Origin of the sequence: Sporosarcina sp. ACRSM, assembly GCF_022346545.1 — a bacterium.
Classification (GTDB): Bacteria; Bacillota; Bacilli; order Bacillales_A; family Planococcaceae; genus Sporosarcina.
The window spans coordinates 95,421-109,937 of record NZ_JAKRNU010000015.1 but is presented as its reverse complement, the minus strand read 5'-3'; the positions used below and the strand labels follow the sequence as shown (position 1 = coordinate 109,937).

Below are 14,517 nucleotides of genomic sequence, written 5' to 3'. Positions count from 1 at the left end.
GAGGAAACGAGAGAGGAAACGAGAGAGGAAACGAGAGAGGAAACGAGAGAGGAAACGAGAGAGGAAACGAGAGAGGAAACGAGAGAGGAAACGAGAGAGGAAACGAGAGAGGAAACGAGAGGGAAGGAGAAAAAACATCCCTTCCCTCTCTCCTGGCACTATCGACATTTTATAAAAGAAAACCAAGGTGTATACTTATACTACAGGCAGTGCGAAATGAGTATTTAACTGAGAAGGAGGGATTGTTGATGGAAGTGCATATAGAATATCTAAATAAATGGGCGAGCCTTACAGGAGCTCGTGCCCGTCTCGAAGCAAGCCTTTTTGACTCCTATATCATATACATGAACGAGATCGGTCAGGTGGTGAAAGAACACTCTGATGGCCGGATCGAAATAATTGAAGAAGCAACCGAAAACATATGAGTTCTAATAACCAAACTAATATGTATGTCTTTACTGGAAACAATCATTTTACAGACGGAAAGGGATAATTACCTATGAACACGGAGGACACTTCTAGGGAAATGGATAATGCATCAAAAAAACAAGTAGAAAAGAATTGTCCAGAGCAGACCGGTCCATTCCAAAGAAATCAATTGGACAAAGATGCTTTTGATTTTGTTGTAAATAATTACACGAAAACTCTAAAAGGATTAGTCGAGCGATGAAGAGGAAAAAACAATTCCTTAATCGAACCAGCGATACTAATAGCGTACCATTCAAGGCTGAAGCTCCATTCTTTTTTCAGTTCCAAGCCAATCCCCATATTGTACTTCCAAAATAAATATCACATAATTGGTGACTTCTAGGATGGTACGAACGTTATGTTCTGTATTCCGTACAAGATGGCATGCGGAAGGAATCAACAAACGATCGGCTGTAGCTTCATTCAGTTGCAAATCCCATAGCATCAACTGTAACTGTGGATGCCGCTTGATTCCTTGAACAACTCCAACGACACAATAACGACCCGCTTAGCGGGAACATGTTTCTGATTCACCCCTTCCTTCACCATCGACCATCTCAACTATTCTGCTTTTACTCCATACTACTTCATTTACAATCCCTCCAATGGAAATAACCCTACCTCCGTTAGTGGAAGCAGGGCATTCATGATTTGTATTCAAGATGATAATATATGACTGAAAGTTGAGTAGAAAAGAAAACAGCAAACCATCCCGAAAGACAGTTGGCTGTTCTCTTTTTAATCAAATTTCAAATACTAGCACTAGACTACTAGACATACCTAAAAAATTTAAATAGCCAAAATCATGTTAGAATCTGGTATATAAAATTTAATTAGAAGCCTGTTTCAATACCAGTTAATTTCCCATTAACTGCAATTAAACCTTCTGCATCTTCAACTTGATAGTTAGTATTACGAGTATAAGTAATTGTAGTAGAAGAATAATCTTTTGCAGACTCAAATGCACTTGCTAATGTTATAGTAATCTCATTACTAGAAGCACCGGCTGCTGTAGCAAAACCATTCACTTCTGCTCCACCAATTACGAATTGAGTTGCTTCTTCGTCAGAACCACCAGTTGCTTTGAAATCTACATCTTCAGAATATGTTAATACAACATCATCTGTACCTGTTGCTGAACCTGCTAATAATACAGGAGCGGCTAAATCTTTAACAGTTGTAATAGTAATAGCACTATTTTTATAACCGTTAGCATCTTTAATTGTATTAGCAGCAATAGTTACATAGTTAGAAATTCCTCCTGCAACGTCACCCGTTACAAACTTAACAGCACTATTTGCAGGGGTAATTGTTAAAGTATCACCGCTTGCAGAGAATTTCAACTGACTTGCACCTGAAAGTGATTGCTGAGTAATTGATCCATCAATACCTTTAACAAAACCTTCAACTGCAATATCTCCAGCTTTCAAGTCTTCAATATTAATAACTTCATCAAACTTAACAGTAATTTTGTCTGCTGAAACTAATGTTGTAGTATCCACTTCTGGAGCAGTTACATCAATACCAGTAACATTTGTCTTCAAATCTTCTCCATTTGTGTTTGGCGTTCCAGTAGCAGTTGAAGTTTCAATTACACCATTTTTCACAACTACTTCGTAAGTTTTACCAGCTTCCATATCTAACCCACTGAAAGCAGTAGCAACATCTTCAATGATTAAAGATTTACCTGTAGAATCTTTAGAATATTTACTAATCGCAGTCGTACCAGCAATATCAATTGTAGATCCTAAAGAGTTAATTACAACATCACCAGCTCCCGCACTCGGAATAGCATTTACTGGTTGATCAAATGTTAAAATTAAGTCATATTGCCCTGGATTAGTAGTGTCAAGTACAAATTTCCCGTTAACTGCAGTTACCCCTACATTTGAAGCAGCTTTAACTGTTGTATTAATAGCTGTTGTTGTAACATTACGATATACATCATTAATGCCCGCGTTAGCAGTTACTTCAAGTTTATATGATTTTCCTGCTTCCAATTCCGAACCAGAATCTGTAGTAATTACTAACTCTTTTCCAGAAATAGCTGCAGTAGATACGACTAATGGAGTGCCTGTAGATTTTTTAACTGAAATTAAATCAGTATCAACAGTTCCATTAGTTTTCAGATCTTTGTCATATAATACAGTAATTTCATTTTCCCCAGTAACTTGAATTCCAGCTACTTTAGGTGTAGCTTCAGTAACACTTGGAGTTTTTATAGTAAACTTACTTTGAGCAGCAGTAAGTTGTGTACCGTCATTTGCTGTAACATTAGTATTATTAACGATTACTGTATATGTTTTACCGGCTTGTAGTGTTCCAGGTGCAACAGTAAGTTTTACTTTTTTATCGCCTGAGTTCGTTACAAATTCTGCAGTAGAAACGGCACTTGCTACAGCATTATTTGTAGAATCATAGACAGTATAGTTAGTATTTGTTTCTGCAGCAGCATTCATTTTCTTATCAAAAGTTAATGTATATTCATCTTGTGATGATTCAGGTGTTACTTCTGGTGTTTCTAAGCCAGAGATTAATTCTGAAAAACTAGATGTTTCAGTCACTACTTTTGCCAATGCTGGAGTTGTATTATTATCTACAAACGCAACTTTGTATTTAGCACCCGTATTTAGCGGAGCATTTAAAATAACAGTTGCAGTTTTGCGATCTTCACTAAATGTAATTACTGTAGATGTCGCTGTTGGATTAGTTTGGTCTTGTACTGCAGTGTATACAACAACTCGGTTCGCAGCTTCTTCAATTTCTTCAGCTTGATCCTCAGTAATCGCATTATTAAGCTTAATTTCTAAAGTTTGATTGTTAGTCGCACTTACCGATTCAACCTTAAGATCACCAACTGGTGCTTCAGGATTATCATAACCATTTTTAGTCAATTCACCATATTGTGCTTCGAATGCTGCTTCAGTCATAGCAACTTCTGCCAACTCAGCATTCGTAGCTGCTGTGATTGCGTCTGCAGCAAAGTAAACTTTACCACCAATAACTAAAACAGTTTCTGGATTTGTAAGAATAGCTCTTTTCTCAGCTGTAGAAAGAGCACGGAAATCTGCTCCTGTTGTATAGCTGTTTGCTGTATAGAATCCAGTGTCTGCTGCTGACTCTGCAGCGAATGCAGCAACAGGCGTCAATGCAGATAGAGCTATCGCAGTAGCTGCGGAGACTTTGATTGTCTTTTTCATCTGTGGTATACCCTCCAATAAATAGTAAGATTAATAGATTGATAGATTTAACAAAGTCTGTGAGTCTAATAGATACCTACTAGACTCACAAGACTTACTAGTTCTAAATTATTGTACAGATACGTTAATATCTGCTTGTTTTTTCACATTTCCTGAAGAAACTTCAACTTTAGAGTATACTCCAAACAAGTCTCCTGCAGTTGCTGTGAAAGTGAATTTACCGTCTACTACATCTACAGTTTCAGTTTTATCTTCGTCTTCGCCAGTGAATGTTAGTGTTACTTTTTCAACATCCTGTCCAGCAACTGTACCTTCAACTGTGTAAGTGTAGTTACCTAGCAATGCAGAAAGATCTGTTCCTACTGCAGTTGCAGTTGTAATTTCGATTTCAACTGGGTTTTCTTCTTTAAGATCAGCAATTGCTTTTTCAGCAGCTTCTAGTTTCTCAACGTATGTGCTTGAAACTTTCTCTTTTTGAGCAGTTGTCAATGCATCGTAAGCATCACGTGCTTTTTTAACATCAGCTTCGTGAGAAAGTTTGATGTTAGCAGCTGTTGGAAGTGCGTTGATTAGAGCTTCTACTTTTGCAACTTGATCTTTTGTTTGATCAGCTTTCAGCTCATCGTAATCAGCTTTAGAGATTTTCTCGTAAACGAAGTACTTCGCGAACTCAGATCCTTTTTCGTCATAAAGAACTGTTACTTTAATGTTCTCACCACGAAGGTCGCTCAATGCTTTTGTAGTGATATCTGTGCTATCTGATCCGTTAAGAACTAGACCATTGCTAACAAGACGAGCTTTCGTTCCGTCAACAAATGTAACTTCACGACGGCCAGAATCTACAGTATCAACAATCAGATCTTCTTTAACGAATGAAGAAGTAGCTGCTTTGATATCATCGATAACGTCAGAGTTGTCTTTATCGAACTCAAGTACAACAGTTGAACCTTTTTCAACGCTGTCGAATTTCACTTCGTCAACTTTGTATGTTTTCTTAGCTCCATTAACAAATGCAGTGATTTCGATGATTTCTTTATCAGAATTACGAAGTACATTTGTAATAAGCGCTGATTCTTCTACTGTATCTTGTGCACTTGTATCTTTGATAACTAGCGCGATAACTTCGTTGTCATCATTGTAGATGTAGTAAGATGAAGTGATGTCTGAACCTTTGTATTCGCTCCATGTAGTTACTTTTACATCTTTCTCATCGATTGTGCCGTTAGATGCTGCTTTTTTCGCATCGAATACAACAGTGTTGCTTAGTAGACGCTTACCGCCAACATAGTTGTCGCCAGCTTCTACAACGCTAGTTGTTGAACCGTAACCTTCTTTAGCAGATGTGCTTGTGAAGAATTCAAGTTCTTTCACAACGCTAGCATCGTCTAGTTTGAAGTTAACAACTGTACCAGCTGCTTTAAGAGCGATTCGCTCAACTACTCCAGTTCCGCTAGTTAACACGATGTGCGTGTCGTCGTGTGAAACTTTCCACTCGTCTGACTCGTCAGCGTTTTTATCGATATCATAATCTTTACCGTTGACTACGATTGTTTTCAACGTTTCTAGATCGATTTGATACAATTTGTCGTCACCATCTTGGTTGACAGTTTCGAACTGTGCAACAGATTTACCAAAGTCAGTTTTAACTTTGATGTCTTCTGTTAGGATAGAAGTTTTTGTGTTTTTCGCAACGTCAGCAGTATCTCCGCCAACATAAACTAGGTTACCCGCACGGTCGAAGTACAATGTAACATCGCCAGCTGCTTGTAGTTCTTCTGCAGTATCTTCATCGATGTATTCTAGTCTGTCGCGATCGTTCAAGAACACAGCGTTAGCATAGTCTTTTTTGACAAACTTGTCGCTTTCTGCTTTATCGTGAACGAAATCATATGTTTTTCCGTCTACACGGATCGCTTCTAGGAATGTGTCAGTGATTTTACCTTTCACTGTGTTGTTCAATACTTCTGCAAATCCGTCTTTATCATCTGCATCGTTACTGAAGAACAAGATGTCGCCTTTTTTGACATCGTCAAGAGAGATGACTTTGCCGTCTTTGATGATTGTTGCATCTTTAGCGTTGAATGAACCTGAAGCATCGCCTTCGATACCAACGATTTCTTTGCCGTCAACTTTGTCAACAACTAGGAATTCGTTTAGGCTATAAGCGCTAACGTACTCGATTTCGCCAGCTTTGTCGTATCCAACTTTCGCAAAGTTGAAACGTTTTTTAGCAAGATCAGATGGAATTTCACCATTGCTTGTTGTAACTTCTTTACCGTCAACATAAAGTTTGAACTTATAGTCGTCGTTTTTGTTGTTGCCAGTGTACTCGTCGTCAGTGATATCCACTTTTTTGTCTGCAGTGATAAGTTTGATTGTATCTTTATCATCGATTTCAATCGCATCATATTCAGCAGTTGCAGATTGGATTTCATATTTTACTAGTTCTTTGTCGCCATTGTACCAAACACGTACTAGTTCACCAATTGCACCTTGGTAGTCGAACTCAGTATCTTTTAGTACTTTAACAGTTACAGAGTTACCTGTTTTGTCATCTACAGCAGTGAATTTGTTACCTGCTACATCGATGTCAACGATACGAGCTTCAGAGAATAGTGGACGGTTGAATACGAACGTCAACAATTCGCCGTTTGCATTAACAGAGATGTCGTAATCTGTTACATACTCAAGAACGATGTCGCCTTCTCTTGGTTGGAAGAGTTCAACTTGTGCGCTTTTACCGTCAGCAGCAAGTTTCACTTCACGTACACCGTAAGAATCGCCAGATTTTGAGTTTCTGATTTGGATATCAGAAGGATCAAGACCTGTTGTTACCGGTTTGCTGAAGTTGATTTGTAGGAACTGGTTCGTGTCGTTCAAACCAACTACATCGATAATGCGAAGCTCTAGTGCAGTTTCTTCAAGGTTAGCAGTTCTGTGAAGGAATGATGCGAATTGACCGCGTGTAGTCGTTCCTTTCGGGTTGAACACAGGAGCTGCTGGGTTCGTGATATCATAGAAATCCAGCACATCTATGTACGGACGTGCTTCAGCTTTAGCTGTTGCAAGGTCTGTTACGTCACGGTCGAAATCTTCCGCTTTCACAGTTTCAACAAGGTCAGTTCCGTTGATCGCATCGTAAGCGCGAACAAGAACCAATGCCATGTTTTCACGCGTGATGTTACCAGTTGGATCTAGTTTACCGTTGTTACCTTGGAATACACCATGGTCTGCTACTAATGCAGCATATTGAAGCAACTCATTGTTAGAGTTAGCGTTTAAGTCTGTGAAACGTGGGTTAGATTTGTAGTCTGTTGGCACTTCGTGTCCAAGAGATACAAGCCATTTACCCATCATTTTAACAACGTCAGAACGTGTTAGAGTTTTGTTTGGTTGGAAAGAACCGTCCGGGTAGCCATTGATGATGCCTAGATCAGATAGTGCATCGATCGCTACTTCGTGCGTGTTCCCTTTTGTATCTTTAAAATCTGCCGCGCTTGCTACTGGTGCTACTGCGGATGCTACGAGAGCAGCTGATGCAGCGCCAAGTAAAAATTTGCTGTACTTCGATGGTTGGTTAGCCATTGAATAATTTCCTCCTCTTAGATAGAAATAAAATTTGTCATCTACTTCCACGGCAAAATGGAAAGTAAGAAGCCATTACACAGTAAAGTATAGATATTTGCGACAAGGATGTCAATTACAAATTAGTAATATCGTAATTTCCGTTCTGCAAGATTCGAGATTCCTGAGTCGCTTATATTATTCTAGCGTATTTTAGATATATATCAAGTGTTTTACTGTTATTGGATTAATGTTACAAAAAAATTTCTTTTGTATGGGTGTTATGACGGCTGCGTATGTTTTCTGGATATTTAGCGTGGTATCAAGGATGAGCGTGATTGTGAGGTAGAAATGGACGGGTTATGGAGTTCGCAAAAAGTTCATTTTTTTGTCACTCGAGTTGTCTTTTAAAATAGTAGTTGCCACTTCTTCTTCCGCTGTCCAGACTCCAGGGGCCAGACGCTCGGGTCATAAGTCAAAGCTACTCTGTGGCAAAAAGTACCACGCCGCATCTTCGCCTTATGTCTGTCGCGTCTAAACGGCCCCTTCCGCTTTTCGTTAATACAAAAAGGCTTGAACAGATGGGAACTGTTCAAGCCTTTTTGTGTGGTCAACCAACCGATTTCGACCTGCGTGGCGTTGTTATATGCTTTAGAGGAAATTATCCTTACAACTCGTATTCTAGCACCTAATTTACTAGATTACAAGTGCTCAATTATCATTTCCGGGAAAAAACTTCTAATAAAAATTTCGGGAGGTTCATTTGCCGCTTGAGACGGCTCGGTTCTTTCAATAAACGATAGAGCCATTCCGCCCCGAAACGTTGGAATATGGCAGGTGCCCGTTTGACATTCCCTGCGAGTACATCGAAAGAGCCCCCCACGCCTTGATAGAGGATGGGGTGCAGCTCGTCCCGGTGCTTTTCGATCCATTGTTCCTGTTTCGGTGAACCCATGGCGACGAATAGGATATCCGGCTTCGCTTGATTGATCGTGTCGATGACTTTGCGCGTGTCTTTTTCGTAACCGTCTTGTGTGCCGGCTACGATGAGATCCGGGTAGGTATCGATCAGCTTTTGAGCCGCCTTCTCTGCAACGCCCGGCTTGGCACCATATAAGAAGATAGGCTTCTGTGTGCGTGCCGCTTCTCTTACAATACGGTCCATCATATCGACGCCCGTCACACGGGATGTGATATTCCCTTTTTGCAGTTTGGACGCGATGATGACTCCGATACCGTCCGGGATCTGGAACTCGGCCCGATTCAGGAGCGCTTTCAGTTCCGGATCTTCTTTCGCTTTCATCAGCTTTTCCGGGTTGATGGCCACGACGAGTGATTTCTTTTTATCTTCGATGTTCTGGAATACTTTCGGGATCAGCTCATCGTAGTTTTCCGTATTGACTTGAACACCTAAAATTTCTTCTTTCATATAGAAGCGTTTCCTTTGTGCTTCCCGTCACCGAGTTTGAAGAAACGGAAGCCTGCACGTTCCCATTTGTCCCGGTTGAGCGCGTTTTTCGTATCGAGGACGAGCGGTTTCGTATCGCCGGTGTTCAGCATTTCAGGATTGATGTTTTTGAACTCATTATGATCCGTCGTCAGGATGATCAAGTCGACGTCTTGTACAGCTTGTCCGAGTGATTCTTTTTGCGTCGGGTGCTGCATGTCTTTAATATGCGGGTCAAATGATGTCACGGTTAACCCGATGTTTTCGAGTTCTTTAATCACTTCCGTGGATGGGCTTTCCCGCATATCATCGACGTTCCCTTTGAACGCAAGTCCGAGAATGGCGACTTTGCCGTTTTCGATGCCTTGTTCTTCCAATAGCGCTTTCGCTTTTTGGGCTGTGAATTTCGGCATGCCATCGTTTGTCAGGCGTGACTTCTTAATGATGTCGGCTTTGTCTGGGCTTAATTCCACTAAGAACCATGGATCGACGGCGATGCAATGTCCCCCTACTCCAGGTCCCGGCGTATGGATGTTAACGCGCGGATGGAAGTTAGCAAATCGGATTGCTTCCCAAATGTCCACGTCGATCGTTTCTGCGATTTTCGCAAGTTCGTTGGCGAAGGCGATGTTGACGTCGCGGTATGTGTTTTCCATTACTTTAACAAGTTCAGCTGTCGTCGCGTCTGTCAGGTGGATTTCCCCTTGGACGAACGTTTTGTATAGTTCTTTCGTCATTTCAGCCGATTTCGGTGTAATGCCGCCAACGATTCGGTCGTTGTTGATGAGTTCTTCGAAAATCTTGCCCGGGATGACGCGTTCCGGTGAGTGTGAGACGAATAGTTCTTCACCGAGTACGAGGTTTGATTTGCGAAGTTCCGGCAACATGACGTTTTCCACGGTTTTCGGTGGAACCGTCGATTCGAGAATCACGAGTGCGCCTTTTTGCAAGTACGGGACGATGGACGCCGTCGCTTGACGGATGTATTCCAAGTTCGCCGTATTGTCCGGATTGATCGGAGATGGGACGGCGACGATGTAGACGTCCGCTTCCGTCGGTGCTGTCGAGACGGTGAACATCCCTTCGTCGATAGCTTGTTCGAGACGTTCTTGGAGACCGTTCTCTTCTATATGAAGTTGTTTATTGGCGATCATATTGACCGCTTTTTCGTTAATGTCGACGCCGTGTACGCGCACGCCGCTATTGGCGAACATGACGGCTGTCGGCAGGCCGATATAGCCGAGTCCTACGACACATATGTTTTTCGTCATTGGTATGTTCCTCTCTGTTGGATGGTGCTTGTCCTTGTAAACATTTGTTGATTATACCATAACTGCTTTGGTACTTGCGAGTGCCTGCTTATCGAATGGCCTTGCGGTGTCTTAACGGGCACCCGTCACCGAGATCGGTGTGAATGTACCTTGTTTGACGGTGCGGCCTTTCGTGTTCTTGGCGCCCGGGTGGACGACGAGCATATAAGAGCCGCCGACTTGCAAGTTTTTGTTCGGGATGACGTCGAGTATGTCATCAGCGTTGTTCTTCAATTGAATCGGGACGGCCACGCCGCCCAATTTCACTAGCTCTACTGTATTGGACGTTTGCTTGTCCGAAAAGTTCATCGGCTGGGTGAACTGGACGTGAAAGACTTTATCGGTCACGACGTTTTTCAGTTCCTCCGTCTTGCGATAACTCTTTTTAATGAAGGATGCGTTCAACAACCGCTGATGCATCGTGGTGAGTTCATTGTCCGGTGTTGTTTTGATTGACGGCGTGATGCCTTTCTTGTGGACGATTGTTCCTTTCGGGCCTGTGAAATTGCCGATGGTCAGTTTGAGTGCCGAACCGTCATCGAATTCGAAAAAGGTTTGGACACTCCCCTTCCCTTTTGTCGTCTCGCCGACGATTGTTGCGGTGTTGGTGTCATGCAACGCGGCCGCGACAATTTCAGATGCGGAAGCCGAATAACGATTGACGAGCAAATACGACTGCTTCGGGAATTTCGTCTTTCTCGGAACCGGCTTGATCGTTTCCTTGCCTTCCCGCGTCAGTAGATGATAGGCATCTGTCACGCCTTGGTAGAATCCGAGAAGCTGTTCGGCACTCTCCACATAGCCGCCCCCATTGTAACGGAGGTCGACAATCAGTTCGGTGGCGCCGGCTTTTTGCAACTGGAGCCAGTGCTTTTCCACTTTTTGTCCGAGATCGGTGGAGAATGTGGAAATTTTGATATAACCGATATTGCCGTACAGCATGGACGAGGTGACCGCGGGCTGGTTTTCAGTAGCCGTTGCTGCCGCTTGTCGCTCGGTAGTGTCCTCCGCAACATGCCCTACATAAGCGCGGTACTCCTCCGCAGACAGGTAACGGGAATACTCATCCAAGGAGCCCATGATTTCCTCCACCGTCGTCATCTTGTCCAAGTCTTTCGGAATGTCCCCATAATAATACGTTTCTACATAAAACTTAATATCCTCAACGGTATCCGCCTCAGCGAATGGCGTGAATAGGAAGAGGGAAAAGACTGTAAGTAGTGCTATTTGAAGGTATTTCATCCGAATGATCCCCCTTTCGTGGGTATAGGTTCTATTTGTATTATAAACTATACCCGCGATTTAGGTGATAGATACATAGTGCTGGGGAAAATTTGGTTTTTTTGGTGGAGTGGTTGGACGGTGGTTGATTGGGCGTGAGTGGTGAGTGATTGAGCGAGTGACGAGAATCTTTGAGCGCGGCCAGTGGTTGATTGAGCGGGTGCCGAGGTGTTTGAGCACGAGCCGTGATTGATTGAGCGGGAGACGGAGGTCTTTGAGCGCGGGCAGTGGTTGATTGAAAGTGAAGGTTGGGTTGTATGATCATTATGACGTTGTTGTCAGTCATCTTTTTCCTATTGAAAAAGAAATAACCGTCCCCCCTACCAAGGTTTGACGGTTATTTCTGTCATCGAGCTTCATTTTTGAGTAAATAGGTGGACCCAGTAGGTGGTTCCTGTAGTGTCTTTTGCGTAGCCTGCGCCGATGTTGGTGAACTTGGTGTTGATGATGTTGGCGCGGTGGCCTTGTGAGTTCATCCAACTATCAACGGCAGCTTCTGGTGTGGTGTGGCCTTTGGCAATGTTTTCGCCATAGCCTGTCCACGTGTAATTAAAGGTGTCGAGCATTTGGTCGACAGATCCGTATGTTGGAGACTGATGTGCAAAATAGTTGTTGGCGGCCATGTCTTCGGCTTTTTTTTGAGCGATGGCGGCTAATTTTTCATCCTGGACGAGTGCTTTGATGCCGAGTTGTTTCCGCTGTTCATTGACCAATTGGATGGTTTGGGTCGGGTTGTCCACGACGGGTGCGGGCGGCTCGGATGCTTTTTTGTCTCGGTATTTGCGTAGTTGTTGATCATAGTAGATTAGCCCTTTTTTACGGTTCTGATCGAATTTCGTTGTCCGGTCGACGAATGCGGCCATTTGCGCACGGGTGACGTTGCCGTTCGGGTTATACGTGCCGCCGGGCGATGTGGTAGTGATGCCGATTTCGGCGAGCGTTATGATATAGCCATAATATTGGTTGATCATCCGGACGTCTTCAAATCGAATATAGTCGTTATCGTCGACGATGATGTCATAGCCGATGACGAGCATTTTGGCCATTTGGGCACGGGTGAGCGGATCATTCGGGCGGAACTGTTCCCCATCCGTGAAAATGCCGCGTTCCGTCAATGCGCGAATATGGTCATAGGCGCCGTGTGCAGGGCTGACATCCCGGTATTGTGGTTTGAAATTCGCAGATGGTTTGGCGTTAATGGCGAGCGCGACAATTTTGGCGGCTTGGGCACGGGTGACGGGCTCGTTTAGCCGATAGGTGCCATCCGGATAGCCGTTGATCAGACCGCGATCGGAAATATTCGTAATCGCTTCATGCGCCCAGTGTGTTGACGGAACGTCTTTGAAAGTGGCAGCTTGGGTGAATGGTTGAAATGAGAATAATAGAGTTGCTGATAGAACGGCTGCTGAAATGTATTTTTTCATGATGTTCCCTCCTTTTGTGCGACTTTATTGAAATCAAAATCGGGTTCTTTCTATTAAATTGTACTATTTTAATAGTTTTATAGTTATAGGGATTTCGGGGTGATGTTGTGGATGAAGATGGGATGTTGGTGAGTGGGATGAGAGTTAATTCATACAAAAGACTCAATTGAATTGTACGGGAAACAATTGCATTTTTCTTTCGGAAAAGCATTTTAGAAAACAAGAAAACCACCCCGCCGGAAGCTAAAGGGTGGTAATATATACAGCATTTCAATATGAACGTTTACGGTGTTCGGTCTCCGAGCCATTTTTCTAGACGGTCCATGGCGATTTCGAGTTGGTCGAAGGCGTAGGCGTAGGAGATGCGGATATGGCCTTCGCCGTAGGATGTGAAGGCGGTGCCCGGGACGACGGCGACGCGGGCTTCGTCGAGCAGGGTATGGGCAAATTGGTCGGCGGTCATGTTGGCTATTCTAATAGAAGGAAACATATAAAAGGCGCCGGTCGGTTTGACGGTCGGGAGACCCATATTGGTGAGCCGGGTGTAAACGTAGTCGCGGCGGTGGATATATTCGTGGTTCATTGCCGCAGGCGTCTGTCGGCATTCGGTCAGTGCGCAGATGGCGGCGTGCTGGGATGGGACGCTGGCGCAAATGGTGTTGTAAGCGTGGATTTTGGCGGCGTGTGTTGTCCATTGGGATGCGGCGAACAAGAAACCGATGCGCCAACCGGTCATGGAATGGGACTTGGATAGGCCGTGGATGAGGAATAGTTTATCTTTTAATTCAGGGTATTGGGCGAACGAACGGTGTTCCCCGACGAATGTGTTTTCGCTGTAGATTTCGTCCGAGATGACGAAAATGTCGTGTTTGGCGAGTGTAGCGGCAAGGGCGTCCATCGTTGGGCGCGGGATGGTGACGCCGGTCGGGTTGGATGGATAGTTGAAAACGATCGCTTTGGTGTTAGGTGTGATGAGTTGTTCGATTTGCTGCGGATCCGGGATGAAGTCGGTTTGGGTTGTGTCTAAGTAGACAGGTTTTGCGCCTGCGAGTTTGATGAGCGGTTCGTAGCCGGTATAACTCGGTACGGGAATGATGACTTCATCGCCAGCTTTAAGAATGGTGCGGAAAGCGACATCCATCGCTTCGCTCGCACCGGTTGTGACGAGGATTTCCGTTTTCGGATCATACGTGAAACCATATTTGTCTGCGAAAAACGTGGATGCCGCTTGTCGGAGTTCGAGTAGACCAGCGTTAGACGAGTAGGCAGTTTGATTGTTGCTGATGGCTTGATGGGCTGCTTGTCTGACGCGGTCGGGTGTCGGGAAATCGGGCTGCCCGACGGTGAGATTGATAGCGTCGGGATAATCGGTGAGCAGATTCGCGATTTTCCGGATACCTGACAGTTCAATTTGTTGCACGCGCGGATTGATGGAAGGTGTCATGGCGAGTCCTCCTTTTGGTGGTTAGGTAGTCTAGTGTATGCGGGGTGGGTGTGGTTTGGTTTTTGGGAGGTTGTTTGGAGGGACGTTGGTTTGGGCACTTGGGAGGTGGCTTTGAGCGCGAGGGCAAGGCTTTGAGCGCGGGAGCGGTGCTTTGATCACTTGGGAGTGACTGTGAGCGCGAGGGCGGGGCTTTGATCACTTGGAGGGTGGCTTTGAGCGCGGGAGCGGCACTTTGATCACTTGGGAGTGACTGTGAGCGCGAGGGCGGGGCTTTGATCACTTGGGGGAGGCTTTGATCACTTGGGGGAGGCTTTGAGCGTGGGGGCGAGGCTTGGTTTGTGCCTACTATTGTCTTTTTGATATAAAATTGGTCCGCACC

General features: G+C 44.1%; 9 protein-coding genes. 2 read left to right on the top strand and 7 right to left on the bottom strand.

All coding sequences use genetic code 11. The annotated features are described in order from the left end of the window. Together MHZ95_RS19175 and MHZ95_RS19170 are read left to right on the top strand one after the other, a co-directional pair. On the top strand, positions 1-425 hold a 425-nt coding region (locus tag MHZ95_RS19175; protein WP_239392404.1), incomplete at its 5' end, for a hypothetical protein. A 101-nt stretch (positions 426-526) separates the two neighbouring features. Further along, positions 527-670, top strand: coding sequence for a hypothetical protein (locus tag MHZ95_RS19170; RefSeq protein ID WP_239392403.1), 144 nt, complete (start codon positions 527-529; stop codon positions 668-670). Positions 671-1,301: 631 nt separating this feature from the next. On the opposite strand, the gene MHZ95_RS19165 is transcribed toward MHZ95_RS19170, so the two are convergent. The 7 genes from MHZ95_RS19165 to MHZ95_RS19135 form a co-directional block, all read right to left on the bottom strand. Beyond that, positions 1,302-3,668: an Ig-like domain-containing protein gene (locus MHZ95_RS19165; RefSeq protein WP_239392402.1), complete on the bottom strand. Its 2,367-nt coding sequence runs from the start codon at positions 3,666-3,668 to the stop codon at positions 1,302-1,304. 108 nt (positions 3,669-3,776) lie between these two features. Next, positions 3,777-7,253, bottom strand: a complete 3,477-nt coding sequence (locus MHZ95_RS19160; protein WP_239392401.1) for an S-layer homology domain-containing protein — start codon at positions 7,251-7,253, stop codon at positions 3,777-3,779. A 697-nt stretch (positions 7,254-7,950) separates the two neighbouring features. Then, on the bottom strand, positions 7,951-8,661 hold the full coding sequence (locus tag MHZ95_RS19155; protein ID WP_239392400.1) for a WecB/TagA/CpsF family glycosyltransferase: 711 nt from the start codon (positions 8,659-8,661) through the stop codon (positions 7,951-7,953). Next, positions 8,658-9,950 carry a nucleotide sugar dehydrogenase gene (locus MHZ95_RS19150; RefSeq protein WP_239392399.1) on the bottom strand — a complete coding sequence of 431 codons (1,293 nt, stop codon included), beginning with the start codon at positions 9,948-9,950 and terminating at the stop codon, positions 8,658-8,660. Before MHZ95_RS19150 ends, MHZ95_RS19155 begins: the two co-directional genes overlap by 4 nt. Before the next feature lie 111 nt (positions 9,951-10,061). After that, on the bottom strand, positions 10,062-11,231 hold the full coding sequence (locus MHZ95_RS19145) for a S41 family peptidase (protein WP_239392398.1): 1,170 nt from the start codon (positions 11,229-11,231) through the stop codon (positions 10,062-10,064). A gap of 395 nt (positions 11,232-11,626) precedes the next feature. Further along, complete coding sequence (locus tag MHZ95_RS19140; RefSeq protein WP_239392397.1) at positions 11,627-12,694, bottom strand: CAP and S-layer homology domain-containing protein; 1,068 nt, start codon at positions 12,692-12,694, stop codon at positions 11,627-11,629. Between the two features lie 283 nt (positions 12,695-12,977). Then, positions 12,978-14,138: an aminotransferase class I/II-fold pyridoxal phosphate-dependent enzyme gene (locus tag MHZ95_RS19135; protein WP_239392396.1), complete on the bottom strand. Its 1,161-nt coding sequence runs from the start codon at positions 14,136-14,138 to the stop codon at positions 12,978-12,980. Positions 14,139-14,517 lie beyond the last annotated feature (379 nt).